The sequence below is a fragment of the Leisingera sp. ANG59 genome (assembly GCF_013317235.1).
Taxonomy (GTDB): Bacteria; Pseudomonadota; Alphaproteobacteria; order Rhodobacterales; family Rhodobacteraceae; genus Leisingera.
In genome coordinates this window covers 1-25,178 of the sequence record NZ_WLCM01000021.1, presented here as the reverse complement: position 1 = coordinate 25,178, position 25,178 = coordinate 1, and the positions used below count along the sequence as shown (strand labels likewise).

Annotated in this window: 25 protein-coding genes and 2 pseudogenes; 14 read left to right on the top strand and 13 right to left on the bottom strand. The window is 60.9% G+C overall.

What is annotated here, in order from left to right; genetic code table 11:
• Window positions 1-190: 190 nt before the first annotated feature.
• From GKC28_RS17050 to GKC28_RS17040, 3 genes are read left to right on the top strand one after another with little or no spacing between them, the layout of a single operon-like run.
• A complete protein-coding gene (locus GKC28_RS17050) occupies window positions 191-895 on the top strand; it encodes an ABC transporter permease (RefSeq protein ID WP_174148198.1) in 705 nt (234 codons plus the stop codon).
• A complete protein-coding gene (locus tag GKC28_RS17045; RefSeq protein WP_174148197.1) occupies window positions 895-1,605 on the top strand; it encodes an ATP-binding cassette domain-containing protein in 711 nt (236 codons plus the stop codon). Before GKC28_RS17050 ends, GKC28_RS17045 begins: the two co-directional genes overlap by 1 nt.
• Window positions 1,602-2,405: a substrate-binding domain-containing protein gene (locus tag GKC28_RS17040; protein WP_174148196.1), complete on the top strand. Its 804-nt coding sequence runs from the start codon at window positions 1,602-1,604 to the stop codon at window positions 2,403-2,405. Before GKC28_RS17045 ends, GKC28_RS17040 begins: the two co-directional genes overlap by 4 nt.
• Window positions 2,406-2,479: 74 nt before the next feature.
• Here the strand turns inward: GKC28_RS17040 and phnF are convergent, their stop codons facing one another.
• On the bottom strand, window positions 2,480-3,193 hold the full coding sequence (gene phnF, locus GKC28_RS17035; protein WP_174148195.1) for a phosphonate metabolism transcriptional regulator PhnF: 714 nt from the start codon (window positions 3,191-3,193) through the stop codon (window positions 2,480-2,482).
• Between the two features lie 107 nt (window positions 3,194-3,300).
• Here phnF and phnG point away from each other — a divergent pair, with 107 nt between their 5' ends.
• The 8 genes from phnG to phnN are packed head-to-tail and all read left to right on the top strand — an operon-like array spanning window position 3,301 to window position 8,635.
• Window positions 3,301-3,753, top strand: a complete 453-nt coding sequence (gene phnG / locus GKC28_RS17030) for a phosphonate C-P lyase system protein PhnG (RefSeq protein ID WP_174148194.1) — start codon at window positions 3,301-3,303, stop codon at window positions 3,751-3,753.
• The gene (phnH, locus tag GKC28_RS17025) at window positions 3,753-4,337 is read left to right on the top strand and encodes a phosphonate C-P lyase system protein PhnH (protein ID WP_174148193.1); all 585 of its coding nucleotides are present in this window, start codon (window positions 3,753-3,755) and stop codon (window positions 4,335-4,337) included. The genes phnG and phnH overlap by 1 nt, the downstream gene beginning before the upstream one ends.
• A gap of 3 nt (window positions 4,338-4,340) precedes the next feature.
• Window positions 4,341-5,441, top strand: a complete 1,101-nt coding sequence (locus tag GKC28_RS17020; protein ID WP_174148192.1) for a carbon-phosphorus lyase complex subunit PhnI — start codon at window positions 4,341-4,343, stop codon at window positions 5,439-5,441.
• On the top strand, window positions 5,438-5,764 hold the full coding sequence (locus GKC28_RS17015; RefSeq protein WP_174148191.1) for a hypothetical protein: 327 nt from the start codon (window positions 5,438-5,440) through the stop codon (window positions 5,762-5,764). Before GKC28_RS17020 ends, GKC28_RS17015 begins: the two co-directional genes overlap by 4 nt.
• A complete protein-coding gene (locus GKC28_RS17010; protein ID WP_174148190.1) occupies window positions 5,757-6,614 on the top strand; it encodes an alpha-D-ribose 1-methylphosphonate 5-phosphate C-P-lyase PhnJ in 858 nt (285 codons plus the stop codon). Before GKC28_RS17015 ends, GKC28_RS17010 begins: the two co-directional genes overlap by 8 nt.
• The gene (gene phnK, locus GKC28_RS17005) at window positions 6,614-7,384 is read left to right on the top strand and encodes a phosphonate C-P lyase system protein PhnK (protein WP_174148189.1); all 771 of its coding nucleotides are present in this window, start codon (window positions 6,614-6,616) and stop codon (window positions 7,382-7,384) included. The genes GKC28_RS17010 and phnK overlap by 1 nt, the downstream gene beginning before the upstream one ends.
• A gap of 10 nt (window positions 7,385-7,394) precedes the next feature.
• Window positions 7,395-8,078: a phosphonate C-P lyase system protein PhnL gene (gene phnL, locus GKC28_RS17000; RefSeq protein WP_174148188.1), complete on the top strand. Its 684-nt coding sequence runs from the start codon at window positions 7,395-7,397 to the stop codon at window positions 8,076-8,078.
• A complete protein-coding gene (gene phnN / locus GKC28_RS16995; protein WP_174148187.1) occupies window positions 8,075-8,635 on the top strand; it encodes a phosphonate metabolism protein/1,5-bisphosphokinase (PRPP-forming) PhnN in 561 nt (186 codons plus the stop codon). The genes phnL and phnN overlap by 4 nt, the downstream gene beginning before the upstream one ends.
• Here the strand turns inward: phnN and GKC28_RS16990 are convergent.
• Window positions 8,617-9,300 carry a DUF1045 domain-containing protein gene (locus tag GKC28_RS16990; protein WP_174148186.1) on the bottom strand — a complete coding sequence of 228 codons (684 nt, stop codon included), beginning with the start codon at window positions 9,298-9,300 and terminating at the stop codon, window positions 8,617-8,619. The two genes, phnN and GKC28_RS16990, sit on opposite strands and share 19 nt — an antisense overlap.
• A 50-nt stretch (window positions 9,301-9,350) precedes the next feature.
• On the opposite strand from GKC28_RS16990, the gene GKC28_RS16985 reads away from it, so the two are divergent.
• Complete coding sequence (locus GKC28_RS16985) at window positions 9,351-10,493, top strand: alpha-D-ribose 1-methylphosphonate 5-triphosphate diphosphatase (RefSeq protein WP_174148185.1); 1,143 nt, start codon at window positions 9,351-9,353, stop codon at window positions 10,491-10,493.
• Between the two features lie 57 nt (window positions 10,494-10,550).
• Here GKC28_RS16985 and GKC28_RS16980 read toward each other — a convergent pair whose 3' ends face one another.
• Genes GKC28_RS16980 through GKC28_RS16950 form a run of 7 tightly spaced genes read right to left on the bottom strand, consistent with a single transcriptional unit; the run spans window position 10,551 to window position 17,064 of the window.
• Window positions 10,551-11,030 (bottom strand): class I SAM-dependent methyltransferase, encoded by a 480-nt coding sequence (locus GKC28_RS16980; RefSeq protein ID WP_174148184.1) that lies wholly within the window; start codon window positions 11,028-11,030, stop codon window positions 10,551-10,553.
• Complete coding sequence (locus GKC28_RS16975; protein ID WP_174148183.1) at window positions 11,031-11,789, bottom strand: polysaccharide deacetylase family protein; 759 nt, start codon at window positions 11,787-11,789, stop codon at window positions 11,031-11,033.
• Window positions 11,786-12,922, bottom strand: coding sequence for a glycosyltransferase family protein (locus GKC28_RS16970; protein WP_174148182.1), 1,137 nt, complete (start codon window positions 12,920-12,922; stop codon window positions 11,786-11,788). Before GKC28_RS16970 ends, GKC28_RS16975 begins: the two co-directional genes overlap by 4 nt.
• Complete coding sequence (locus GKC28_RS16965; protein WP_174148181.1) at window positions 12,919-13,506, bottom strand: histidine phosphatase family protein; 588 nt, start codon at window positions 13,504-13,506, stop codon at window positions 12,919-12,921. The genes GKC28_RS16970 and GKC28_RS16965 overlap by 4 nt, the downstream gene beginning before the upstream one ends.
• Entirely contained in the window at window positions 13,503-14,591 is a 1,089-nt protein-coding gene (locus GKC28_RS16960) for a glycosyltransferase family 4 protein (RefSeq protein WP_254604287.1), read from the bottom strand. Before GKC28_RS16960 ends, GKC28_RS16965 begins: the two co-directional genes overlap by 4 nt.
• Before the next feature lie 5 nt (window positions 14,592-14,596).
• Entirely contained in the window at window positions 14,597-15,841 is a 1,245-nt protein-coding gene (locus GKC28_RS16955; RefSeq protein WP_174148179.1) for a glycosyltransferase family 4 protein, read from the bottom strand.
• Window positions 15,838-17,064, bottom strand: a complete 1,227-nt coding sequence (locus tag GKC28_RS16950; RefSeq protein WP_368041135.1) for a glycosyltransferase family protein — start codon at window positions 17,062-17,064, stop codon at window positions 15,838-15,840. The genes GKC28_RS16955 and GKC28_RS16950 overlap by 4 nt, the downstream gene beginning before the upstream one ends.
• A gap of 396 nt (window positions 17,065-17,460) precedes the next feature.
• Between GKC28_RS16950 and GKC28_RS16945 the strand changes: the two genes are divergently transcribed.
• On the top strand, window positions 17,461-19,860 hold the full coding sequence (locus tag GKC28_RS16945) for a mechanosensitive ion channel family protein (protein ID WP_174148178.1): 2,400 nt from the start codon (window positions 17,461-17,463) through the stop codon (window positions 19,858-19,860).
• Window positions 19,861-20,066: 206 nt separating this feature from the next.
• On the opposite strand, the gene GKC28_RS16940 is transcribed toward GKC28_RS16945, so the two are convergent.
• The 4 genes and pseudogenes from GKC28_RS16940 to GKC28_RS16925 form a co-directional block, all read right to left on the bottom strand.
• Window positions 20,067-21,413 (bottom strand): CoA transferase, encoded by a 1,347-nt coding sequence (locus GKC28_RS16940; protein WP_174148177.1) that lies wholly within the window; start codon window positions 21,411-21,413, stop codon window positions 20,067-20,069.
• The gene (locus tag GKC28_RS16935) at window positions 21,410-22,564 is read right to left on the bottom strand and encodes an ABC transporter permease (RefSeq protein ID WP_174148176.1); all 1,155 of its coding nucleotides are present in this window, start codon (window positions 22,562-22,564) and stop codon (window positions 21,410-21,412) included. Before GKC28_RS16935 ends, GKC28_RS16940 begins: the two co-directional genes overlap by 4 nt.
• Complete coding sequence (locus tag GKC28_RS16930; RefSeq protein ID WP_174148175.1) at window positions 22,561-23,589, bottom strand: ABC transporter permease; 1,029 nt, start codon at window positions 23,587-23,589, stop codon at window positions 22,561-22,563. The genes GKC28_RS16935 and GKC28_RS16930 overlap by 4 nt, the downstream gene beginning before the upstream one ends.
• Window positions 23,589-24,875 (bottom strand): annotated as a pseudogene (locus GKC28_RS16925) (ABC transporter substrate-binding protein); the annotation flags it as partial. The gene GKC28_RS16930 and the pseudogene GKC28_RS16925, both read right to left, overlap by 1 nt.
• A gap of 94 nt (window positions 24,876-24,969) precedes the next feature.
• On the opposite strand from GKC28_RS16925, the pseudogene GKC28_RS26460 reads away from it, so the two are divergent.
• Window positions 24,970-25,178: pseudogene (locus GKC28_RS26460) on the top strand (ABC transporter substrate-binding protein); the annotation flags it as partial.

The window sequence follows — 25,178 nt, the reverse complement described above, 5'->3', positions numbered from 1 at the left end:
ATGCGGTGATTTGGCGCTAACAGACGGCATCTAAGGGAAGCCATTGTTTGTCAAATGGGTATTGGCAGCATGATTTTCCAGCCGCTTTGCCGTTTTTGGCTGTCCCAGCGTCCTCTCCTGTGATTTGGACCCGCACGAAGCCATGTTAGACCGGGCCGGTAAGTGACCCTTGGGTGAGTGACAGGACGCGATGAATGATCTGTGGGCAGGACTAAGCCAGGCCTTTTGGCTGCTGGTGACGCTGGACGCTGATCTGGTGGAGATCACCCTGCGGTCGTTGCGGGTGACGCTGACCGCGCTGGCCATTGCCTGCGCCATCGCGCTGCCGCTGGCAGCCTTTCTGGCGGTGCGCCGGTTCCGGATGCGCCGGGCCACGATAGCGGTGCTGAACGCGCTGATGGGGCTGCCACCGGTGGTGGTGGGGCTGGTGGTCTACGTGTTCCTGTCCCGTGCCGGGCCCTTCGGTGTCTTCGGTCTGCTGTTCACCCCCACTGCCATGATCATCGCACAGGTGATTATCGTGGTGCCGTTGGTGGCCTCGGTCGCGCATCAGTCGCTGAGGGAACTGTGGAGCGACTACCACGATCTTTTGATCTCGATGAACGCCACCCAATTCCAGCGCATCCAGGCACTATTGTGGGACGGGCGCCGGGCGCTTCTGACCGCGGCCTTGGCAGGCTTTGGCCGCGCGATCGGCGAAGTAGGTGCGATCATGGTGGTGGGCGGCAACATCGACCACGCAACGCGGGTGCTGACCACGGCGATTGCTTTGGAAACCGGCAAGGGTGAATTTGCTATGGCGCTGGGGCTTGGCTTTGTGCTGATCGCACTGGCGATTGCGGTCAACCTTGCGATCCACTGGCTGGGCCGTACTGAGAGCGAGGGGCGCTGGTGATGCAGATGTTTCCGCTTGTGGCCAAGGGCGCGCAAGTTCGCCGCCGCGGCAAGGTGTTGGTCGGTCCGGTCGACCTGACTCTGGGTGGGCAGGGTGCTTCGATTGTTATCGGCCCTAACGGCGCGGGCAAAACAACCTTGTTGAAGATGCTGCACGGCATCGTGCGGATGAACGGCGGCAGCCTGGATTGGGCCTGCCCGCTCGAAGAGGCGCAGAAGCGACAATCGTTTGTGTTTCAGACCCCGGTGATGATGCGCCGCACAGTGATCGACAACATTGCCTATCCGCTACGGCTGACGGGCGTGGGCCGCCGCGAGGCGCGCACGCGGGCGGCGGACTGGGCGGCCCGTGTCGGCCTGGGCAGAATCCTGCAGCGCCAGGCCACCATGCTGTCGGGCGGTGAGCGGCAGAAGCTGGCGCTGGCCCGGGCCCTGGTACGGGAGCCGGAGGTTCTGTTCCTGGACGAGCCCTGCGCCGCATTGGACGGGCGCGCCACTCGCGAGATCGAAGAAATCCTGGCCCATGCCGCCGGGAGCGGCACACGGCTGATTATGTCCACCCACAACATGGGGCAGGCGAGGCGGCTGGCGGATGAGGTGATTTTTGTCCTGGGCGGTCGCATCCACGAATTCAGCCCGGCGGAGGTGTTTTTTGCCGGGCCGCAAACGCCGCAGGGGCGTGCCTTTCTGAATGGAGATATTGTCGAATGAAACGTCTGATTATTGGTGCCATTGCATCCATGGCCTTTGCCACCGCTGCGCTGGCGGACGAGATGAAGATGGCGGTCACCACCTCCTTCCACAATTCCGGCCTGGCAGAGATCCTGCTGCCGGAGATCAAGAAGGATCTGGGGCTGGATGTCCATCTGTTGGTCGTCGGCACCGGCCAAGCGATCCGCCTGGGGGAGGCGGGCGACGTGGATGCGATTCTGGTGCATTCCAAGAAGGCCGAGGAGAAGTTTCTGGCGGGCGGCAACGGCACGCACCGGCGCGAGATCATGTACAATGATTTTGTTTTGATCGGACCCAAGGCGGATGCTGCCGAAGTGGCTGGCGCCGCAGATGCCGCAGATGCGCTGCAAAAGATTGCCGGGGCAGAAGCGGCATTTGTCAGCCGCGGCGACGACAGCGGTACGCACAAGAAGGAACTGAGCCTCTGGAAGGCTGCAGAGCTGGATGCTGAGGGATTCGGCGAGTGGTACCGCGCTGTTGGCGCTGGCATGGGTGCCGCGCTCAATACCGCTGCGGGCATGGACTCCTATATCATGTCGGACCGCGCCAGCTGGCTGAACTTTGGCAACAAGGGCGGTCTGAAGCTGCTGTTTGCCGGTGATCCGGTGCTGTTCAACCAGTACGCCTATATCCCGGTGAACCCGGAGAAGCATGGCCATGTGAAGAACGGCCTGGCAATGCTGCTGGAGGAATGGCTGGTCTCGGACAAGGCCAAGGAACTGATCAACGGCTACCAGATCAATGGGGAAACGCTGTTCGTCTTTAACGCCCAGCAGTGACTTGATCTGATCTGGATAAACGGAGCCCCTGCCTTTGGCGGGGGCTTTTTTTTAATAAAGACTCGTGAGGGGGCTCAGGTTTCACCACCCACTGTCAGGGTGACCCTGTCGCCCGCGAACCAAGTGCGCCCGAATTCGACAGGCCGCCCTTCCGGATCTGCGTTGATGCCAGTGGTGCGCAGGATCGGGCTGCCTTCCGCAATCTTGAGGTGCAGTGCTTGGGTTGCCGTGGCAAGCTTGGCTGTAATCCGGGTTTCAACCCTGGTGTAGTCGTCAATTCCGAACTGCTGCAGCGCTGCGGTAACAGACTTTTGCTCTTGAAGGGCGTCGAGAATGCCTGAAAATCGCTCCGCAGGAAAAATGCTCTGAAACAAGGCTATAGGCAGGCCGTCTGCCAGTGACAGCCCGTCATAGACATGCACCTCTGCACCGGGATCCAGCTGCAGCGCATTCGCCTCACGGGCTGCAGCTGCACGGGTTTCGAGTGTCAGGATCTGCTTCGCAGGGCTTCGGCCTTCGCGCGAGAGATTCTGGTGAAACCGCACCCGTTTTCCGATTGGATAATCTGTAGGTTTTGCGGCCACGAAAACCCCGGCACCGCGCCTGGGATGGACCAGCCCCTGCTCAGCCATATCCGCCAGCGCTCGACGCACGGTGTGCCGGTTCACCCCGAAACGCGCCGAAAGTTGCGTTTCGGCAGGCAGCTTGCCGCCGGTTTCATACCGGCCCTGCGCGATGTCCTCGGTCAGGGCGATAGCAATGGACTTCCAGACGGGGGTGCGGGCCATGTCACGGAACTTTCACAACTCTGGGATTGCGCCAGGGAAGGCGACTCAGATATGATTTGTATAGTTGTATAGATAATGTGGACAACTTAGCCAAGAGGCTTAGACAAATGAACACCATATTTTCTGCAGAAGACCGCAAAGGCTGGATGAGCCTTCTGTCCTCTGCTGATGAAGCCCGGCTGACTAAGCTGTGGCTGGACTACGGGACAGACCCGGCTTTTGAGTTCCTCCGTGCTCCCGAAGCGGGTGGCGTGATGGTCCGCGGCCGCATGGGCTGTACTGGTGCCCCTTTCAATTTGGGGGAAATGACCGTCACCCGATGCGCTCTTGCCCTGGCGGACGGCACGATCGGCCATGGCTATGTGCAGGGGAGAAGCAAAGCGAAGGCGGAGATCGCTGCCAAGATTGATGCGCTGATGCAAACCGGCGCTGCAGGGACCTTGAACGAGGCTGTTCTGGTGCCGTTGGCAGAAGCGCGACAGGCACAAAAAGTTGCCCGTGCGGCCAAGGCAGCGGCCACCAAGGTCGAATTTTTCACCATGGTGCGAGGGGAGGATTGATGGGTCAGCAATCCGATAAAACTGCTTTCACGGGCGGCTTCAGCAATCCGCCGGTCGCTGCAGCGCGTGCTTTCCGCGCATCGATGAACGCGATGGCCCGCCCCAGTCAAGTGCAGGAAATCACAGGCGCAACACCGCCGGACGGAGTTTCGGTGGCTGCAGGCAGCCTGTTGCTGACTCTGTGCGACCCGGAAACCGGCGTGTATCTTGCTCCTGATCTGGACAGCGAAGCCCTGCGCGGCTGGCTGGCCTTCCACACCGGCGCACCGATCGTTGCCGCTGAGCAGGCAGATGTTGCCCTGGGGGGATGGCAAGAGCTGCAGCCGCTCAACCGCTTTCGCATCGGGACCGCTGAATATCCTGACCGTTCGGCCACGCTGATTGTCGAAATGCACAGCCTGGATGTGCCGAACGCTGTGCTGAACGGTCCTGGGGTCAAAGATACCGCTCGCATGCAGCTGCCCGAAATTGCCGCGTTCCAAACCAACGCAGCTCTGTATCCGCTGGGGGTGGACTTCTTCTTTGCCTCAGGATCTCAGATTGCCGCGTTGCCGCGGTCTATCCAAGTCACTGTGGAGGCCTAAGCGATGTATGTTGCAGTCAAGGGTGGTGAATGCGCCATTGAAAACGCCCATGCCTGGCTGGCTGAAGAACGCCGCGGCGACACGAATGTGGCCGAGCTTTCGCTGGCCCAGATCCGCGAGCAATTGAGCCTGGCGGTGAACCGGGTAATGGCCGAAGGCTCATTATACGATCGTGATCTCGCCGCGTTGGCGATCAAGCAAGCGCGAGGTGATCTGATCGAGGCCGTTTTCCTGATCCGCGCCTACCGCAGCACCCTGCCGCGGTTTGGCTATTCGCGGCCGGTGGAGACCGGAGAGATGGCCTGCGACCGCCGGATCTCGGCGACCTTCAAGGATGCGCCAGGGGGGCAGGTGCTGGGGCCGACGTTTGACTATACCCACCGCCTGCTGGACTTCAAACTGGCTGCCGACGGCGAGGTGCCCGAAGCGCCGGTCTCCGCGCCACGCGAAGAAGCCACGCCGCATATCACCGAATTCCTGCAGAGCGAGGACATCATCGAGCGGGAGCCGGCCTCGGACGCGGTTCCAGGCGACTTGACCCGCGAGCCGATGTCCTTTCCGGCGGACCGCGCGGTGCGGCTTCAATCGCTGACCCGCGGCGATGAGGGCTTCATTCTGGGCATGGCGTATTCGACCCAGCGCGGTTACGCGCGCAACCATGCCTTTGTAGGTGAATTGCGGATTGGCAAGGTGCCGGTAGAGATGGACATCCCAGAGCTGGGCTTTGCCATCGAGATCGGCGAGGTGGAGCTGACCGAATGCGAGACCGTGAACCAGTTCAAGGGCTCCAAGACGGTGCCGCCGCAGTTCACTCGCGGCTACGGTCTGGTCTTTGGCCAGTCAGAGCGCAAGTCCATCGCCATGGCGCTGGTCGACCGGGCGCTGCGCTGGGAGGAGCTGGGAGAGGACAATGTCGGCGCCGCCGCGCAGGACGAGGAATTTGTCCTGAGCCACGCCGACAACATCCAGGCCACCGGCTTTTTGGAGCACATCAAGCTGCCGCATTACGTCGACTTCCAGTCCGAGCTGGAACTGGTCCGCAAACTGCGCCGGGAAGCGGCACAGCTGGCTGAGACGCTGGCGGCAAAGGAGGCTGCGGAATGAGCTTAGTCGCCTCCACCGCCGCCTGCGTCACCTCCGTCGAATCCTCCGCTGTCGTGGCCTTGGCCCCAAGGACGGCCAGAGCCAGGGCCATGGGACGCAAGGCTTGCATCAACCGGGTCAATACTCGTGTGATTATGTCCAGACGGGCGGCGCATCGCGTGGTCATAGCCGCCTGCGCGCAAGGTGCGAAAAATGCGCACGAGAGCCCAAATCAGGACGCCAAGTCCAACGGCCAAGACATAACCGAGAATGTTTTCCATCAAAATACTGCGTTCCAATCCGGTTTGGGTCACAATTTTCCAATTCGAGGTCAAGATGTCTGACTACAACTTTGCATACCTTGACGAGCAGACCAAGCGGATGATCCGCCGGGCGATCCTCAAGGGGCTGGCGGTGCCAGGCTACCAGGTGCCCTTTGCCAGCCGGGAGATGCCGATGCCTTATGGCTGGGGCACCGGCGGCGTGCAGGTCTCAGCCGCGGCGCTGACGCCGGACGACACGCTGAAAGTGATCGATCAGGGCGCCGATGACACCACAAACGCGGTCTCGATCCGCAAGTTCTTTGAAAAGACGGCGGGCGTTGCAACCACCGAGGAAACGGCAAAAGCCAGCATCATCCAGACCCGCCACCGGATCCCCGAGGCGGAGCTGACCGAGGACCAGATCCTGGTCTACCAAGTGCCGATCCCGGAGCCGCTGCGCTTTCTGGAACCGCGTGAGACTGAGACCCGCAAAATGCATAGCTTACAGGAATACGGGCTGATGCACGTGAAACTTTATGAGGACATCTCGCAGCACGGCGCAATTGCCACCGCCTATGCCTATCCGGTGAAGGTGGAGGGGCGCTATGTCATGGACCCGTCTCCGATCCCGAAGTTCGACAACCCGAAGATGGAAATGGCGGCGATCCAGCTGTTCGGTGCCGGCCGGGAGCAGCGGATCTATGCGGTGCCGCCCCATACACAGGTCGTGTCGCTGGATTTCGAGGATTACCCGTTTGAAGCCAGCAAGGCAGATCATCCGTGCGATCTCTGCGGGGCGGAGGACAGCTATCTGGACGAGGTGATCCTGGATGACGCGGGCAACCGGATGTTTGTCTGCTCGGACACCGATTACTGCCGTTCCCGGCGCGACGCAGGCCATACCGGCCGTTTGGGGGAGGAGGCAGCGTGATGACCCCTTTGCTGCAAGTGAGGAACGTGGCCAAGCTCTACGGCGCGCGGATCGGCTGCACCGATGTGAGCTTTGACCTGTACCCCGGCGAGGTGATGGGGATCGTGGGCGAGAGCGGGTCAGGCAAGTCGACCCTGCTGAACAGTCTTGCGGGCCATCTGACACCGGACCGGGGCGAGGTGATCTTTGACACCCGCACCGACGGGCCGGTCGACACCGTAACCATGCCGGAGCCGGAACGGCGGATGCTGGGCAGGACCGATTGGGCTTTCGTCCACCAGCACGCCCGCGACGGGCTGCGGATGTCGGTTTCGGCCGGCGGCAACATCGGAGAACGGCTGATGGCGGTGGGCGACCGGCACTATGGATCGATCCGCGAACGCGCCGCCGACTGGCTGCGCCGGGTCGAGATCGCCGACAGCCGCATCGATGACCGCCCCTCGGCCTTCTCCGGCGGCATGCAGCAGCGGCTGCAGATCGCCCGCAATCTTGTAACCGGCCCGCGGCTGGTCTTCATGGACGAACCGACCGGCGGGCTGGATGTCTCTGTCCAGGCGCGGCTTCTGGACCTGCTGCGTGGTCTGGTGCGCGAGATGGGGCTAAGCGCCATTATAGTAACCCATGATCTGGCCGTGGTGCGGCTGCTGGCCGACCGGCTGATGGTGATGAAGGATGGTCATGTCGTTGAGAGCGGGCTGACCGACCAGGTGCTGGACGATCCCCAGCACAGCTATACCCAGCTGCTGGTTTCCAGCGTGCTGCAAGTCTGAGGGCGGGATCATGATTGAACTGAACAATGTGAGCAAGAGCTTTACCTTGCACAACCAGGGCAGCGCGGTGATCCCGGTGATGCAAAACGCAACGCTGAGCGTTAAACCCGGGGAATGTGTTGGGCTGACTGGTGTGTCCGGTGCCGGAAAGTCCACCCTTATGCGGGTAATCTATGGCAACTATTTGGCTGCCTCTGGCAGGGTGATGGTCGGCGGTGTTGATGTTGCCAAGGCTGAGCCGCGCGAAATCCTGGCGCTGCGCCGCGAAACCCTGGGATATGTTAGCCAGTTCTTGCGTGTGGTCCCGCGGGTGCCGGCTTTGGATGTCGTGGCTGAGCCCTTGCTGGCGGTTGGAACTCCAGTGGAGCAGGCTCGCAACAAGGCGGCCTCGCTGCTGGTACAGCTCAACATCCCGGAACGGCTTTGGGGCCTTAGCCCTGCGACCTTTTCCGGCGGTGAACAGCAGCGGGTGAATATTGCCCGAGGCTTTGCTTATGATTACCCTGCGATGCTGCTGGATGAGCCAACGGCCAGCCTCGATGCGCAAAACCGGGCTACTGTTCTGGGACTGATCGAGACCGCCAAGGCACGGGGGGCGGCCATTATCGGCATTTTCCATGATGAAGCCGCACGTGAAACCGTATGCGACCGGTTAGTGGACGTTTCGGGCTTTTCACCGAAGGCCATGGCATGAACAAGGAGGCCCAAAAAGGTCCGGTTATTGCAGTGGTCGGACCATCAGGTGTTGGAAAGGACAGTCTCATGTCCGCTCTGGCAGTCTCAGGCCCTCAACTGCGCGTGGTGCGCCGGGTGATCACGCGAGCGCCCGAAGCCGGTGGCGAGGACTATCAGGCCGTATCAGAAGCGGAGTTCTCCGCCCTGGCCGAAAGCGGTATTTTTTCGCTGCATTGGCAGGCGCATGGCCTCCACTACGGTATCCCCCGTGACATCGAAAACCTGCGTGAGGGAGCGGCCGGTGTACTGGTGAACCTGTCCCGCGCGGTGCTGCTGGAGGCGCAGGAAAAGTTCGGCCAATTCATTGTGTTTTGGGTGACTGCACACCCGCAGGTGCTGGCTGAGCGGCTCGCAGCCCGCGGGCGGGAGAGCGCGGTTGAGGTGCGGCGCCGTCTTGCCCGCGCGGAATATCCGCTGCCAGCAGGATTGCGCAGAGTTCATGTAATTGACAACAGCGGCGCGCTCAGCGCAGCGGTGTACGCTGCGCTGGCGGTCATTCAGCCAGAGAGGGCGTAGCGTTGAATCAGGTGAAAGCTGCCATCCGGTGCTTCGCCTACCAGCGCCAGATCGCGGATCAGCAAGGGCGCAGGCAGCAGAGGGACCAAGCGCTCATTCAGTGCGGCCTCCACGGCGGGCAAATCCGGTTTGGGCAGTTTTCCTGTCAGCGTAATGTGAAAGCGGAACTGACTGAGAACATAAGGGTAGCCCCAGCGGGTGAGGTTCTCGTCCTGCTTCGGCGACAGGCCCGCGGCGCGGCGGCGGTCCAGATCTTCCGAGGACAGCGGCGCTCGAAACATGTCGAGTTCAGTCACGCAATTTGCTGCAAGCCTGTTCAAAGCAGATTGGTCACCGGTTGGACGCAAAGCAAGAAAACGGCCAAGGCGGGCCAAGTGAAGGCCCTCAAACCTAACTGGCTTGTGCGAAGACGCAAAGGTTTTGCAGGCGGCTTCAAGCGCTGCCTGCGTGCGACCTTCGGCCAGGCGCATCGGCGGCTTCATTGTCGCGTGCAGCCCATATTTTCGCGGCACTTCCGTGATCGCGCCAATGTCCAGCCCTGCTATGTCCGGATGCGGCAGGCGAGTGCCCGTCTCCATGTCCCAGCCGAGCCAGCTGGCCGCAAACCGGCTCCAATCCGCATCGGCGGGCGGGGCGTAATAGATCGCGTATCGCGTCAATGTCACATTGGCCTCCTAAACGTGGCCTTCCATAGCTCGAAAGATGTGAAGTTCAGATGACAGAAGAGATGGTCCTTGCCAATGCTGCACTGGTGCTTCCGGGCGAGATCCGGACCGGCAGTGTGAAATTAACCGGCGGTGTGATTGCAGACATTTCTGACGGCTCTTCAGTCCCGGCGGGTGCGGTGGACTGTGCAGGGGATTACGTCAGCCCCGGTCTGGTTGAACTGCACACGGACAACCTGGAACGCCATATCCAGCCGCGCCCCAAGGTGGACTGGCCGCACGCCAGCGCCATCATCGCGCATGACGCGGAACTGGCGGGCACCGGCATCACCACGGTGTTTGATGCCATGCGCGTGGGGTCGATCAGCCGCCGGGAAAGCCGTTATGGCGCATACGCCCGGCAACTGGCGTCGGAACTTCTTGAGCTGCGGGCTGCGAACGCTCTGAAAATCTCACACTTTCTCCATCTTCGGGCGGAGGTGTGCACTGATACTTTAGTGGAAGAACTGAATGCTTTTGGAGAAGCTGACCGTGTCGGACTGGTCTCTCTGATGGATCACACGCCGGGCCAGCGCCAGTTCCGCGACATTTCCAAGCTAGAGCAATATGTAAAGGGCAAGCACGGGTTTGACGACGCGGCCTTTCAGGCACATGTGGCCCATCTGATTGAGCTGCAGCAGACCTATGGTGCGCTGCACGAGGCTGAGGCTGTAAGGGCAGCCAAGCGCTTCGGCGCTGTGCTGGCAAGCCATGACGACACGACGGCGGCTCAGGTGGCCGTATCCGCAGGCCATGGTATCCGTCTGGCTGAGTTTCCGACTACGGTGGAGGCTGCGCAGGCATGCAAGACGCATGGCATTAAGGTGATGATGGGGGCGCCAAACTTGATCCGTGGTGGCTCCCATTCCGGCAATGTTGCGGCGCATGATTTGGCTGATTTGGAATTGCTCGATATTCTGTCGTCTGACTATGTGCCAGCAGCGCTGCTTATGGCTGCGGTCCTTCTAGGCCAGCAATGGGGGGATATGGCGCGGGGGCTGGGCACTGTAACCCATGCACCGGCCGATGCCGTCGGCCTGGAGGACAGGGGCAGGATGGAAACCGGCAAACGTGCTGACCTGGTTCGGTTTGGCATTAAGGCTGGCACGCCGGCTCTGCGAGGGGTGTGGTCACGCGGGGTGCGGGTGGCTTGAGCCACGTTCGAAGCCCAGTGCGATGAGTGCACCTGCACATTGAGAGCTGGCGCGGTGTCAGCCGGCCCGGTAAAACATATAACGCCCGGCCGGGATGCCGTTGGGGCCGTCCAGCTCCTCGAAACCCGTCAGCGGCTGGCCTGCAACAATGATGCCGCCAGGAACCATTACTCGGGCAATAAATGGCGATAGGGCGGCGGCTTCTGCAACGTCTTTTTCTTTAACGCCAAAGCCGAAGTCGTAGTGGGCGAGGGCGACCTTGCGGCCTTCCGCGGCAAGCAGCTCGAGCATCGGCTTGGCCTCACCCTGCAGAAAATCCTTCTCAGGCGGGACGCAGGACGGGTGACATTGCAGGACCCGGTCAATAACCCAGATTCTTCGGGTGGCCAGGATCTCGCGCAAGTGGTCATAAGTGCGCCCATTGCCCAGCCCCATGTCCAGCACGTCACCGTCCATCTGGCTGATCTGCTCCGCAGCCCAGTTCAGACCGTCACGCTGAGCGGTCAGGCGGCGCAGCATGGAATCGAGACGGCTCATTCAGGACATCCTTTCATCATAAATCCAGGCCTCCGCCGGGCCATCCAGCAGACGTTTCACCAGTGCGCTGATGAAGGTCCAGATTGAGTCATCATGCACCAGGTGGTGGGTGAGGATCCCATAGGGTTCCGCATTGTCCGCATCACCCATGCGGCGGTCGCGCAGCTGGCGTGCCACCTGTGCGGTCAACTGGTCGACTGGCAGCAGACCGCGGCCTCCTTTCCAGTCGATCGGATCGAGATGTGTGTTCACCCGCAACAGGCCGGATGCGGGTTTGGCGGCTTTGCGTGGTGTGAAAGTCGACACGGCAGTATATCCGGCGCCCGCCAGCCAAGTCAGCATTTCCGGTGAGATCCGGTTCCACGGCGGAACAAACATTGGCCGCAAAACACCGCCAAACATCTTCTGCAGCGCAACCAGGCCGCGCTCGGCGTCGTCCAGCAATTCCTCCAGCGGGCGGTGTGTGCCGAATTCGGCTTTCTTTTCTCCTGCCGGTGCGTGGTTCTGGTGGGCCCAGCCGTGGACGACCGGGATGAGAGTGGGATGCTCCGAAACAAAACGGGCCAAGTCAGCTGTAGCACCTTGCGGAATCACGGCCAAATGGACCGGCAGATCCAGATCTTCCGAGAGCGCTGCCAGCCGTTCCAATTCAGAAGACTGGGACATTGCATCATCGTCCCGCCACCACAGTGGCAGCGTTAGCCCAGCCTGCTGCCAATTGTCCAGTTCCCGGTCCAGCCCGCTCCAATCCGGTGTCATCCGCGCCCTCCCGCAAGTTCTGCGGCAATCTCCACACTCCGGGCCGCTCCGTCAAACCTGAAACCGCCTGCAAGCCGCGGCGGAGCCTGCATTGCCGTCTTGACCGCAGCGCATAGCGTTTCGGGAGAAAGGTTGGCAGTTTCTACGACTTCTATGCCATTTAACGGCGCGAGGCTGGCCGCGCGCAGGCCTTGTTCGGTCTCGTTTCCAGCGTCGAACGGCACCAGCACAGCGGGCGTACCGGCCTGCAAAAGGTCCAGCGCTGTGTTGTAGCCGCACATGCTGACTGAGGCTGTGGCATGGGAAAGCATCAGACGAAAGTCCTGACGGGCCGGCTCCAGGAGGGCAGGGGACCTAGCCTTGGCAAATTCCGCAATGCGCTCATCGGCATCTGATCCGCCCACAAGCAATCTCCATGGTGTGCCGGGCATCAGCCTGGCGGCCTCTAAGGCGCAGCGATAGACCGGAGTTCCCACACTGCCGCCGCCTGCGCTTACGAGCACTTCGCCCATGCCTGCCTGATCCGGGTGCGGGCCTGCGGCAGCCGGGGCCACATAACCGGTGTAGCGCAGTTTGGCTGCCAGCATACCAGAGACCGGCCAGCTCGCGTTTAGCGGGGTTGCTGAGGGATCGGAGTGAACTAGAACCGCGTCATAATGCTGAGCGATGACCGCGTCAGCCTTTTCCGCTTTTTCCGGTTTGGAAGGGGGGGCGAGGATGTCGCGGATGGAGGATAGGACCACCGGACGCCGTGGCAGGGTGCGGGCTGTTTCCAGCAGCGCCAGGAATTCCTTTCGCAAGGAGCGGCGGCCAAAAGGGTAGAGTTCAGTGATCAACACGTCAGGTTGCAAGTCCCGCAGTGCGGCGCAAAGGGCTGCCCGGCGATGGCTAAAATATGCCTCGTCAGCCAGCGAACCATCCTTTGTCAGGAGGCGGGTGAAGTTCACCCCATCCGAACGTAACGGCGGCAGCTGGATCAAGCCGGCTCCTTCGGTGTTCAACTGCGGTGCCGGAAAACCGCCGGAGACGACTTGCACTTTGTGGCCTGCGGTAATGAAGGCCCGAGCCAGTGTCAGTGCTCGGGACAAATGGCCGGTGCCCAGCAAATGTGTGACAGCAATCAGAACTTTCATGAGGAACCCTTGCGAGGAAGCCGCACCGGGTCCGGCCACGGATGAAGGTTTTGACGATCAACCTCCACCACAAACAGCCGGTTCCGTTTGATGCGGAATGGGACGGGGCCGTCGAAATCCCAGCCGTGCGCTCGTGCCAGGATCATCCGCATGATACCGATATGGCAAACAGCAACGGCATCCCGTTTCAGCGCGTAAAGCCAAGGTTCGATACGGGACCAGACTTCCGCCGGGCTCTCCCCTCCGGGCGGACGGTAATTCCAGCCCCAGTCTTCTATATCGCAAAAGCCGCTATCCGGGTCGGCTTTCAGGTCCAGACCATAAAGCCCTTCCCAATCGCCCCAGTTCATTTCGATCAGCTCCGGTGCGGTACGCGGGCACCGTCTGGCGACAAGCTGCGCAGTTTCCGTCGCGCGCATCAGCGGGCTGGACCAAAGCTCTGCGTGCCGCCAGTCCTCTGGCAGGGTGTAGCTGCCCAACTCTGCCCGGGCTGCGTCATCCAGCGGAATGTCGCTACAGCCTTGGATGCGGCCGGCGCGGTTCCACGCTGTATGGCCGTGGCGCAATAAAGCGAGGCGGATCATGCGGAGTTTTCCATCAGCGGCAGCACCGTTTCCCAAAAATTCCGGGCGGCAGAAGGAGCAAGATGATTGTTTGATATGTAGCGACGGGCATTCAGGGCAGTTTTTGCTCGCAGCTCAGGGTTTGCAAGAAGCCGGGTTATATAGGATGCGAGTGCGTGCGGGCCGGCTTCCGGCACCGGGTAGGTCCCGGGCAGCAGCACATCCCGCACGCCGGGGCGGTCCTGAGCAGCAACTGGCACCCCATGGGCCTGCGCCTCCAGATAGACCATGCCAAAGGCTTCATTGACGCCTGGCCACAGAAACAAGCTGGCCTTTGCATAAGCTGCAGCAAGTTCCGCGCGGGAGAGTTGCCCAAGGAAGCGGACTCTTTCCGCAAAGGGGGCCATCAGCGCCTCGACTGCAGGCCGTGCTGGGCCATCGCCCGCGAGGTTCAGGTGCCATTCCCCGGGCAGATGCGCAAGCGTTTCCGCAATGATGCCGTATGAGGCCAGCTTGTCGCCCGTGCGCATCATGCCAGCGGCCAGCATGGGTCCTTCTAGGGACGAGAGCGCTGGTAGCCTGTCACGCGGAAGAAAGGGCGGCAGGCAAGTAATGATCTGGCTGCCGCACCGGTCACGATCCAGCGCAAAACGGTCCCGTTCAGTAAAATAGAATATTGCATCTGCGGCATCTGCGGCCGCATGGGCGGCCTCGGCGAACCCCGACCAAGGTCCGGTCAATCGCTTTCGGGCGCGGGTGGATTCGATCTGCACATACGGGACACCTCGGGCACGCGCCACGACTGGGCCAATCAGGTCCGGGGCCTTGTAGTAGTTGTGATACGTGACCCAGATGTCCGCTTCCGGCATATGCGCAATCAGCTGGCAGATGTCGGCTTCCGCCTCTGCGCGCAAGGCTGTCTGCTGGGCCTGATCGCCGTGCTTGTCATAGATCCGCAGGTGCGATGCAAGCTGCACCTCTGCGCCGCTGGATTCGAAAAGGGCCATCAGATTGCGCGCAATTTCGCGGTCGCCAGAGGGAACAGGATGGTTCGGCGGTTTCATCGGCGCGTAAAAAACAACCCGCTTTCCGGCTCCCGGCAGCATGGGGTTCAGCCGTTCTTTAGCATGGCGTTCAGCCGTTTCGAAAGCTGGGCAATTCCTGGATCCATCCCAAAATCGCTACGCAAGCGGACCAATGCGGCCTGGGCCATTTCTGCCAGTTTCTGGGGGTGCCGGGCGGCATAGAGCAGACTCTCTGCCAGCGCCTCCGGACTGTCTTTGCTCAAAAGCCCGTGTTTCCCATGTTTAATGAATTCCGGGATCGCTGAAACCGGGGTCGATAGGATCGGCAGAGACTGCGAGGCGGCCTCCATCAGCACGTTCGGCAGCCCGTCCCGATCGCCATCGGTTGCTACCCTGCTAGGGAGTACGAACAGGTCAGATGAGCGCATCGCCTCGATCACCTCCGGCTGGTCGCAGGCACCGCGCCACGTGATGCGATCGGCAATGCCTGCATCTTCGGCCATACCTTGCAGAAGGTCACCCAGCCCGCCGCCGCCGATATGACTCCAGTGCCAGTCAAGGCCTGCAGGCAGCAAAGCCAGTGCAGCTATAAGACGGTCGAATCCCTTCTTTTCGACCAAGCGGCCAACAGATATGAAATGAACAGGGTCTTGTGGCTGGCGCGGCCGGCGTTCCGGCGGCGCAGGAAAGCGGGTCAGATCCAGCCCGTGATAGACCAGATCAACACGCTTTGGCGTATCCGCCATTTTCTGCAGATGCTTGACTCCAAAGCCAGTGCAAGTGGCACCAAATGCGGCGCCGTGATGGTTAGCGGAGAGCTTTTCCCGGATTTCCCATTCAGGCGAGGTCCAGATGTCCTTGGCATGAGCGGAAAAGCTCCACGGCAGCCCGCGCATGATCGCGGCATAGCGGGCCACGGAGGACGGCGTGTGCAGGAAATGCGCGTAGAGGCCCAGAACCTCACACGGCATTTCTGCCGCCAGAACGCAAGCCTGGCCGAAACGGCGGATCCGGTTGGGTGTCGTGTCGCGGCGCAGATCGGCGCGCCAAATGCGGTAGGCTTCACCGTACCCGGGTAGTTGCTGTGCCATTTCGCGGGCGCGCCAGACCCGAACCGGTTCTTCGTACAGATACTCAGGCAGGTAATTTACACGCGCTTTCAGCTGTGTATGCAATGGATGGCGCTTGATATCCGTAGGGTGGCGCAACGACCAGATCTCAAAAGCATGGCCAGCGGCCTCGAGGGCAACCAGTTCCTGCGCGATGAAGGTCTCGGACAGGCGCGGCCAGCCCTTTACTACCACCGCAAGGGGCGGGCGGGCAATGTTCATTCCGCGGCCTCTTTGCGGGTGTCCTGAAGCAATGACGTAACACGCCGGGTCACGTAGTCGAGTCCGTCCAGAAGGCCTTCGGAGCCTGCGGCGGACGGCGGAGGCTGGTTTGCCAGGGCACGGATTGCTTTGGCCAATGCCGACGCGGTCCAGCCATCTCGGATTTCATCCAGCATGGTCGTCAGTCCGATTTCTTCAGCCCGGCTGGCGCGTATCCATTGCTCCAGCCGAGGGGTGGTGCGGGGCACGATAACTGCCGGCTTGTCAAAAGACAGAACCTCGCAGAACGTGTTGTAGCCACCCATGCAGACCACGCCCTGAGCGCCGGCAAACAAAGTCTCTATCTGAGATTCAAAACCGACGGCGGTGACGCGGCCATTCAGCCGGGCAACCCGCTCCTCAAAATCCTGCCGTGTTTCGCCAGACAGAAAGGGGCCATAGACCAGTACCGCGCGCGGGGAGAGGCCCGGGTCGGCTTCATATGCCGACAGCACCAGGTCCACCATCATCTCGCCATCGCCACCACCACCGGGCGTAACCAGCAGGTAAGGCTGCTCGGGCGGTTCTCCGACTTGACCAAGATCGCGGCGCAGGTAGCCGGTCCAATGCATGCGGGCTTGCATCTCAGCAGTGAAGGGCAATCCGGCAGTCGGGTCGTATACAGACCGGGGGCCATAAACCCAGATCTCGTCGTAGAAATCACGGGTGGCTTCGACCGCGTGCTTGCGTTCCCATTCGGCTGCGAGCACCTCCGGCTCATCCAGCACATCCCGCAGGCCCAGAATCATCTTGCAGCGCCCGCGCGTTTTCAGCAAATCTAGTGCTGGCATCAGCTCGCCGCGAAATCCGGTGGGCTCCTTGTCGGCGACCAGCACATCGGGATCGTATTGCTCGACGGTGGAGCGGATCAGGGCCGCGCGCAACTCGGCGGTTTCCTCGATGCTCATGCCCATGGTGCGTGACGCGTAGGAACCGTCGGAACGCTTGATCACACCGGGCAGGCGCACATGGTCGACACGGGTCGGGAATGAAAACCTTCCTGCTACCGGGGACCCCGTAAGGATCAGCGCCGAAGCGTCCGGGTTTGCTGACGTGATAGCACCTGCCAGCGCCCTTGAGCGCCGCAGATGACCTAGCCCGAAAGTGTCATGGCTGTAGAACATGATCCGGGGACCGCGCTTGCCGGTGTGCGAATAGGGTTGGGTGAGGCCCGTGTCCGTCATTTGACTACCTGAAAGGATTGCTGGGCTGCTTCTGTCAACGGGCATGCCGCGGCTGCCGAAGAGGCACGCCAGCCTTTGCTGCCGGTCGTCTCCGGGCGCGTGCTTACATGCTCGGCCATCTTTTGCCTCAGTTTGCGCGTCCAATGTCCATTTGCGGCAGGGGCGCGGTCAGTATTTGCTCTAGCAGCTTGAGGTCCTGGCGGAAAGCCGGCCGGGACCGCGGCAGCGTGGTGCTCTGCCCGATGAGCAGATATCTGAATTTGTATAGCCCGGAGCCTGAGTGCATGCAATCATGCGGCATTGTTGCAAGGCGCACGGGAATTTGCGCGCGCGCCATTTGCGCAACGCTCCGGCAGGTGGTTAATTTGACACAAGTTTCCATGAGGATAGCCGGTCATGCAGCATTTCTTCCTTCGGTTTCTGCTCTGTCTGCTGCTGGGGGGCGGGCTGACAGCTCACACCAGCGCGCAAGAAAGTGACGCCGGGAGCGCAGAGGCATTGTCGCGAGCGATTGAGCAAGCGGCCGAAAGCGGTGTCAATGTGCTGGTTGTTGACAGTAGCGGACGGTTGCTGAATGCGCCGCCTGAAGGCGGGCCGTCGGCAGATCATTCCGCGCCGGGAGCGATGGAACAACCCTCAGCTCTGATGAAGGCGCAGTCCAGAGTGGCTGCGTTCCGGGCAGAACTGAACAGCCGGCTGGAAGCACTGCCTTATTCAGTCTTTGAAATGCAATACATCCTGCGCCAGACCAGCCCTGACGGGCGCATTATGACTTATGTGGAGGTTCTGGGCTGGAGTGTGCTGTTCCTTCTGATCGGACGTTGGCTGTCGGTGGAGATTTACGGCAAGCGGTTTGCCAAAAAGTTTGTTGTCTCACGGATCCAGGAAACTCCTGAAGGGTATCAGGAGAAAATGCCGTTTCTGGTGTTTCGTTTTCTCATGGGGATTGGTGCCACAATTTTTGCAATGATTTTTGCGGCGCTGACTTCGTATCTGATTTTTGGTGCGTCGGGCGATCCGTCCATCGAGTTTACCGTTACGGCGATCTATACAGCCTATTTCCTGGCCCGCACTGTGTCGGACCTATGGCGGATGGTGCTGTCACCTTTTCTGGCTCAGTACCGTATCCCTGTGTTTTCCGACCGGGATGCCAAGCGGCTGTATATCTGGGCGTCCTTGCTGGCGACTTACGACATTTCCTCGACGCTGTTTGCAACCTGGGTCGGGGATTTCGGTCTTAACTACAACGTCTATGCACTGGTCTACGGCGTTCTGGCGCTGGTCGGGACGGTTGGGAATCTGCTGATGGTACTGGTGAACGGCCGGGCGATTTCCAATGCCATCCGTGCTGGTCGCCCGCCCGAAGACTGTTCGTGGCTGGTGCGCTTCCTGGCAGTCGCCTGGGCGCCGGTGCTGATGGTCTACATGGTATTCGGCTGGCTCAAGCTGGCCTTTGATCTGGTGCTTGAGCACGAGGTGTCGATCCCGCTGATGGCGGGCAGCTACTTCGTTCTGACCACGATCCTGGTGGTCTATGGGGCGATAAATTATGTGATCGAACGGTATTTCCGCCGCAGCCTTGCTTTTCAAGCCGCGGCAGAAGCGCCGTCGGGCGCGCAAGATGCGGCACCGGAAGCGGGCGCGGCCGGTGCTGACACTGAAACAGCTCAGCCGGATAGCACTGCTTTGGAGGCAGATGAAGAGGCGGGGGAGGAAGCCGCTCTCCCGAAGATAAAGCACCCGATCGGCACATACGAAGACCTGGCTCGCAGAGTTGCAGGCATCCTCGCCTTTGTTGTCGGGGCTTATTCGCTGGTAATTGTTTGGAACCCGGACGCCAGCTGGCTCAAGACTACCGCTGCTGAACGGGTTGTGGATGTGACTGTCATCCTGTTCATCGGCTATATCGTCTATCACTTGTTCCGGATCTGGATCGACAGCAAAATCGACGAGGAAGTGGGCGATGTTCCGGAGGCCGAGCTGGGAGATGAAGGCGGGGCCGGCGGGGCCAGCCGGCTGGCGACCCTGCTGCCGCTGTTCCGCGGCGCGATCCTTGCGGTGGTGCTGGTGTCGATTGTCCTGATCCTGCTGCTGGAGCTGGGCATCAACGTCAGCCCGCTCTTTGCTGGTGCCGGTGTGGTTGGCCTAGCCGTGGGCTTTGGCTCGCAGACGCTGGTGCGGGATATTTTCTCGGGCGCATTCTTTCTGATTGATGATGCCTTCCGGAAAGGCGAGTACATCGATATCGGGGACGTGAAGGGCACTGTCGAAAAGATCTCCGTCCGCTCCTTCCAGTTGCGCCATCACCTAGGCGCGCTGCACACCATTCCTTTTGGAGAGATCAAGGTGCTGACCAATTATTCCCGCGACTGGGTGATGATGAAACTGCCGTTGCGGGTGACCTATGACACCGACGTGGAGAAGGTCAGGAAGCTGATCAAGAAGCTGGGTCAAAAGCTGATGGATGATCCGGTTGTCGGACATACCTTCATCCAGCCGCTGAAGTCGCAAGGGGTGATCGAGATGCAGGACTCGGCAATGATCATCCGGGTGAAATTCATGACCAAGCCGGGCGACCAGTGGATCGTCCGCAAGCGGGTTTATCAGGAAATCCGCGAGCTGTTCGCGCGCGAGGGTGTAAAATTCGCCCACCGCGAGGTCACGGTGCGCCTGGCCGCGGACCAGGAGGAAGAGGTAACACCGAAACAGAAGGAGGCCGCATTGGGAGCTGTGCAGGCAGCCATTGACGAAGACATGCTGGAAGACATGGGCGGACCAGGCGGCGACGACCGCTGAGCGGGCTTGGCAGCGGGCGCCCTCCCGCCCTCGCGCTTGACCGCCGACGCGTTCAGCTTGGGGTTGGGCCTGGCGCCGCGCTGTCGCGCGGCGCGGTTCTGTAGGTTGCTGGACGGGCAAGATGGCGGGAAGCTGGTGGGCGCTACTTTCCAGATTTTTTTGTGGGTGCAGATTGCCTGGGACAGGGGCGGCTCGCGTGCAGCCGGTTAATCAGGCCAGGCGGCAGCGGCGCTGCCGCAACGGGTGGCGGGCAATTCCCAGTGCATAGCCGTGCCGCTCAGGCGGAGCGGTGCTGCAAGCCGGTTGCCGGGTCCCCAGCCGCTTGTCTCAATGTTCGGTGAATAGTCGGCGTCCTCTGGCCCGGTTATGTCAGACCCCTCAGCCGATTTTTCCATTCCGGCAAGCAGTTCAGCTGTGCGCGCGAGCGAGAGGCGGGCCTGTGGCACCGCCTCACCTCGCGCTGCTGACGTGAGTGCCGAAAGGACGGCGGCGGCCATCAGGTATCCGGTTGCATGATCCAGCGCCTGCACCGGCAGAGGGTGCGGTTTTCTTGACCCGGCCCAGTTCCGGCCCGTATCGGCAATGCCCGCGCTCATTTGAACCAAACTATCGAATCCGCGCCGCTTGGCCCAAGGGCCTGTCCAGCCATAGGCGTTCAGCGCCACCTCGACGGTGTTTGGCGCAAGCTTCCGTCGGCTCTCCGCGTCATACCCAAGCCCGTCCAAGGCGCCGGGCCGGTAGCCGTGCACCAGTACATCGGCCTGAGCGAGCAAGGTCTCAAAAACCTGCCTGTCGCCGCCATTTGTCAGGTCGAGTGCGGCCATGTTTTTGCCCAGAGAGATGTCGGTAATCACACCGGGCTCGTCCCAGCCAGGCGGGTCGATGCGCAGCACATCGGCGCCGAAGCCGGCAAGCGTCCGGGTCGAGACCGGTCCGGCTAGAACCCGGGTCAGATCCAGCACCCGCAGTCCCGCCAGCGGGCGTTCTGCCGTTGCTTCCGGCCTATCCTGCAGCCGGAGCGGAGCGGGATCTGACCATTGGATCAGCTGCTCTGATGCCACCGAACGGCCCTGAGGGTGCGCCGCCCAGGCTGCCCGGCTGCGCATGGCGGCAGCCACACCGCCAGCCGCCACGGTTTCGCTTTCCAGCCTGTCGGCCGGCCAGTGCCTGACCGCATCAGCCACAACCTTTCTCTTGCCTGGGCAGCCGAGCACTTGCAGCGCGGCCTTGCGGTGATGCGGCAGGTTGGTGTGCAAGCGGATCCAGCCGTCACGCGTTTCATACACGCCTGCTATGTCATCCCACAGGTTCGGGAGCTCCCAGCCCACCGGCCGGAAGCTGTACATGAACCAGAGTGAGGCAAGGCGCTGATCCACAGTAACTTCTGGCGCGGCAGGGGCCAGGTTCAGCGTTTCGATCAGCTTTGCCAGTTCCAGGCCTACAGCGCCAATTGATGCATTGGCCAGTTCGGTGACTGCGAAGGCGCTGCGCCAATGGCCGCGGCCGGTCACGCGGTATTCACCCGCGGCGGGCAGACTGGCGACGAGGCTCATTGCTGGTAAGGGTCCAGGCTGTCGCGTAGCCCGTCGCCAAGGAAGTTGAAGGCAAGCACGACGACTACAATCGGCAGCATCGGAATGGCGAGCCAGGGATAAATTTCAACAGATGTGAGGTTCTGCGCGTCATTCAGCATTACACCCCAGCTGACTGCAGGTGCGCGTAGCCCAAGGCCGAGAAATGACAACGCAGTTTCCCCGAGGATCATTGCTGGGATCGAGAGCGTGGCGGATGCGATCAGGTGCGACATGAAGTTCGGCAGCAAATGCTTACGGATCACCCGCCCGGAGGAAGCGCCCATCATTTCCGCGGCTCGGACATATTCCTCTTCCCGCAAGGACAGGAACTTGGCGCGCACGGAGCGGGCCAGCCCGGGCCAGTCAAGAATGCCAAGAATGATCGAGATGATGAAAAACACCGCTACTGGAGACCAGTTCGAAGGCACCGCAGCAGACAGCGCGAGCCACAAGGGCAGTTCCGGCAGTGAGCGCAAGATCTCAATCACCCGGTTCACCGTCCAGTCCACGCGGCCGCCGAAATAGCCCGCGACACTGCCGAAGAAGATGCCAAGCACGAAAGAGACTGTGATCCCGATCAAGCCAACCGTCAGGGACAGCTGCGCGCCATAGGAAACGCGGCTGAAGATGTCACGGCCCAGGCGGTCGGACCCTAGGATGAAGATCGTGGCCTCCTCGCTGGCGCAGAAGAGGTGCCTGTTGCTTTCAATAAAGCCGGCGAGGTAGTAGGTGCTGCCTTCGCAAAAGAACTTGAGCTTGAGCGGTCGTGAGGTGTCCGGTTTGAACTCCCACTGGAATGTTTCCAGATTCGCCTCCGAGGTCATCGGATAAACGAAGGGGCCGACAAACTCGTCCTCGTGAAACAGTTTGATCGACTGGGGCGGCGAGTAGAGCTGTTCGGAAAACCGCTGGTTCGGGCCGTAAGGGGCAATAAAACCGGCGAATGGGATCAGCCCGTAGGCTATCAGCAGAAAAATACCCGAGATGAGGCCCAGCCTGTGTGTTTTGAACTTGCGCCAGACCAGGAGCCAGTTCGGGGCGTCCAGGTCCTTGCGCTCTAGCTCCAGAAGCGAGGCTTGCGGATCAAACGGTTCGTCGTCGACATATCGTCCGTCGGGCAGATTGGTCATGCGTCACGCCCCTCATAGCGGATTCTGGGGTCAAGAAGCACCAGCAGTACATCCGAGATCATGGTGCCGATCAGGGTGAGCAAGGCAACAAACATTAGCACGAACCCCGAGAGAAACATGTCCTGGGTCTTGAGAGCTGTCAGAAGGGTCGGGCCGATGGTCTGCAGACCCAGAACCACCGATACCAAGACTGAGCCGGAAATCATCGAGGGCAGCAGGTTGCCGATGTCGGCCACAAAGGGATTGAAGGCCACCCGCAGCGGGTACTTCGTCAACATGCGAGAGGGGGCCATACCCTTGGCGATGGCGGTCTCAACATAAGGTTTGCCCAGTTCGTCCAGCATGTTGGCGCGCAGCCGCTGCATCATGGCCGAGGCGCCGGCGGTGCCTATCACGAAAGTCGGTACAATCAGATGAACCAGAATGGATTTCACCTTGTCCCAGTTCATTGGCGCCCCCTCAAATTCAGGTGCCATCAGCCCGCCGATCGGCAGGTCAAACCATCGGTGGCCGTAGTAGAAAAGGATCAGCGCCAACAGGAAGTTTGGAGTGGCAAGGCCGAGGTAGCCGACGAAGGCGGTGGTGTAATCGACCCAGCTGCGGGCGCGGGCAGCGGCCAGCACACCCAGGGGCAAGGCGACGGCATAGACAAAGATCACAGCAGCCAGGTTCACCAGCACAGTCAGCCACAAGCTGTCACCGACGATGTCAGCCACGGGGCTGTCAAACTCGAACGACCAGCCGAAATTGCCTTGGACCATACCGGAAAACCCGTGCGGGCCCGGCATGAAGCCCATCCAGATCATGTACTGCTGCCACAATGGCTTATCGAGCGCATATTCTTTGCGCAGGAATTCCGCTTTGGCGACACCTGCGGACTGTCCGGTTGCCTGCAGTTCGGCGATCTGGTTCGACAGGTAGTCTCCGGGGGGCAGGTTGATAATGGCAAAGATCAGCACCGACACTACCAGAAGTGTCATCAGCATGGTGCCAAAGCGGTAGATGGCGTATCGCAGTATCTCCATCAGTCCAGGCCATCCTCGAAAAAGAATTCATCCGGCCGGTAGATGCCGAAATGCGCGCCGGGATCCCAGGCCCAGATTGCTTGTTCAGGAACATTGCGCAGCCGCTTGCTGACGACCACGGGCTGCGGCGCAGCGGCAACCACGCCAATGGCGTAAACCTGCTCCGCGTGGATTTGAAGCATGGCACGCCACGCGGCTATGCGTTCGGCCTTAGTAGCAGCCATGTTCCAGTCCTGCAAAAGAGAGAGCAGCTGCTGGGCAGGCGCCATGTCCGGTGGCTCGCCCGCGCTGCCGCCGGTTTGATAGTATTGCCCCCATTTCGGCCAGGACAGAAAGACCTGATCAGTCGGGGCCAAGTATACCGGAGAGGTATAGGACTGGGGCAGGCCGTTGTCCCAGCCGAACCAGGCGGAGGCCATCGAACTCCCAGAAAAGACACGGTTCCTAAGAATATCCCGGTCCAGTGGCCGCATAATCAATTTGACCCCGACATCGCGCCAGTCATCGGCGATGATTTGCAGCGCGTTTTCCACTTCCTGCCGTTCACCGGCGGTTTCCACAATCAGTTCCATCAGGCGGCCGTCAGGCAGATAACGGATGCCGTAGCCGTCCTTTTCCGTCAGCCCGGCTTCGTCAAGCAACCGGTTGGCCTGTTCCGGGTCAAACTGTGCCCAAGCATCTCTGAGCGCGGGGTCGAATAACTCGCTTTGCTCCAGTACTGTCATGGCACCGGGTTTAGCGAGGTTAAAATAAAGCGTCCGGTTGATGGCGCGGCGGTTGATAGCGAGCGATAACGCGCGCCGCACCCGCACATCGCGCAGGATGTCCCGCCACACCGGGTCCTGAGTGTTCAAGTTCGGGTAGATGGCGATCTGCGAGGCCGCGCCATTGCCCCAAAGATAGGTCTTGTAGCCGGAGTTGTCCTTTTCCCCCTTGCGCAGAATTGGGATGTCTCGGAAGTCCAGCCCGCGGGCCTGCAAGTCGGCTTCCCCTGCATTTGATTTGGCAGCCACCAGCCCTGCGGTCACGATTTCCATCTCGACGGTGTCAATATAGGGCAGCTGGACACCACGGCTGTCGATCCGGTGGTAATAAGGGTTGCGCACAAACTGGTGGCGGATCTTCTTGCCGGGTGAAGCGTTGATCCACGGCTGAAGCGTCGGTAGTTCGTGATTATCGAACTTGTACATATTGTCGTACTTGTTGTGCAGGGCTGCCCAGCTTTTCACGCGGGCATAGTCGACTTCCTCCTCCAGAACCTCAGGGTCGGCGTAATCCGCGTGAAATGTACATATTGTCGTACTTGTTGTGCAGGGCTGCCCAGCTTTTCACGCGGGCATAGTCGACTTCCTCCTCCAGAACCTCAGGGTCGGCGTAATCCGCGTGAAAAGCTGGGCAGCCCTGCACAACAAGTACGACAATATGTACAAGTTCGATAATCACGAACTACCGACGCTTCAGCCGTGGATCAACGCTTCACCCGGCAAGAAGATCCGCCACCAGTTTGTGCGCAACCCTTATTACCACCGGATCGACAGCCGTGGTGTCCAGCTGCCCTATATTGACACCGTCGAGATGGAAATCGTGAC

Excerpts from the sequence above, each read along its gene's own strand:
- GKC28_RS16930 (WP_174148175.1), bottom strand. The coding sequence starts at position 23,589 with ATGGAGATACTGCGATACGCCATCTACCGCTTTGGCACCATGCTGATG.
- GKC28_RS16945 (WP_174148178.1), top strand. The coding sequence starts at position 17,461 with ATGCAGCATTTCTTCCTTCGGTTTCTGCTCTGTCTGCTGCTGGGGGGC.
- GKC28_RS16960 (WP_254604287.1), bottom strand. The coding sequence starts at position 14,591 with ATGCTGCCGGGAGCCGGAAAGCGGGTTGTTTTTTACGCGCCGATGAAA.
- phnL (WP_174148188.1), top strand. The coding sequence starts at position 7,395 with ATGATTGAACTGAACAATGTGAGCAAGAGCTTTACCTTGCACAACCAG.
- GKC28_RS16965 (WP_174148181.1), bottom strand. The coding sequence starts at position 13,506 with ATGATCCGCCTCGCTTTATTGCGCCACGGCCATACAGCGTGGAACCGC.
- phnF (WP_174148195.1), bottom strand. The coding sequence starts at position 3,193 with ATGGCCCGCACCCCCGTCTGGAAGTCCATTGCTATCGCCCTGACCGAG.
- GKC28_RS16980 (WP_174148184.1), bottom strand. The coding sequence starts at position 11,030 with ATGAGCCGTCTCGATTCCATGCTGCGCCGCCTGACCGCTCAGCGTGAC.
- phnG (WP_174148194.1), top strand. The coding sequence starts at position 3,301 with ATGAACACCATATTTTCTGCAGAAGACCGCAAAGGCTGGATGAGCCTT.
- GKC28_RS17015 (WP_174148191.1), top strand. The coding sequence starts at position 5,438 with ATGAGCTTAGTCGCCTCCACCGCCGCCTGCGTCACCTCCGTCGAATCC.
- GKC28_RS16970 (WP_174148182.1), bottom strand. The coding sequence starts at position 12,922 with ATGAAAGTTCTGATTGCTGTCACACATTTGCTGGGCACCGGCCATTTG.
- phnN (WP_174148187.1), top strand. The coding sequence starts at position 8,075 with ATGAACAAGGAGGCCCAAAAAGGTCCGGTTATTGCAGTGGTCGGACCA.
- phnH (WP_174148193.1), top strand. The coding sequence starts at position 3,753 with ATGGGTCAGCAATCCGATAAAACTGCTTTCACGGGCGGCTTCAGCAAT.
- GKC28_RS16955 (WP_174148179.1), bottom strand. The coding sequence starts at position 15,841 with ATGAACATTGCCCGCCCGCCCCTTGCGGTGGTAGTAAAGGGCTGGCCG.
- GKC28_RS17020 (WP_174148192.1), top strand. The coding sequence starts at position 4,341 with ATGTATGTTGCAGTCAAGGGTGGTGAATGCGCCATTGAAAACGCCCAT.
- GKC28_RS16950 (WP_368041135.1), bottom strand. The coding sequence starts at position 17,064 with ATGACGGACACGGGCCTCACCCAACCCTATTCGCACACCGGCAAGCGC.
- GKC28_RS17045 (WP_174148197.1), top strand. The coding sequence starts at position 895 with ATGCAGATGTTTCCGCTTGTGGCCAAGGGCGCGCAAGTTCGCCGCCGC.
- GKC28_RS16935 (WP_174148176.1), bottom strand. The coding sequence starts at position 22,564 with ATGACCAATCTGCCCGACGGACGATATGTCGACGACGAACCGTTTGAT.
- phnK (WP_174148189.1), top strand. The coding sequence starts at position 6,614 with ATGACCCCTTTGCTGCAAGTGAGGAACGTGGCCAAGCTCTACGGCGCG.
- GKC28_RS17010 (WP_174148190.1), top strand. The coding sequence starts at position 5,757 with ATGTCTGACTACAACTTTGCATACCTTGACGAGCAGACCAAGCGGATG.
- GKC28_RS17040 (WP_174148196.1), top strand. The coding sequence starts at position 1,602 with ATGAAACGTCTGATTATTGGTGCCATTGCATCCATGGCCTTTGCCACC.
- GKC28_RS16975 (WP_174148183.1), bottom strand. The coding sequence starts at position 11,789 with ATGACACCGGATTGGAGCGGGCTGGACCGGGAACTGGACAATTGGCAG.
- GKC28_RS16985 (WP_174148185.1), top strand. The coding sequence starts at position 9,351 with ATGACAGAAGAGATGGTCCTTGCCAATGCTGCACTGGTGCTTCCGGGC.
- GKC28_RS16940 (WP_174148177.1), bottom strand. The coding sequence starts at position 21,413 with ATGAGCCTCGTCGCCAGTCTGCCCGCCGCGGGTGAATACCGCGTGACC.
- GKC28_RS17050 (WP_174148198.1), top strand. The coding sequence starts at position 191 with ATGAATGATCTGTGGGCAGGACTAAGCCAGGCCTTTTGGCTGCTGGTG.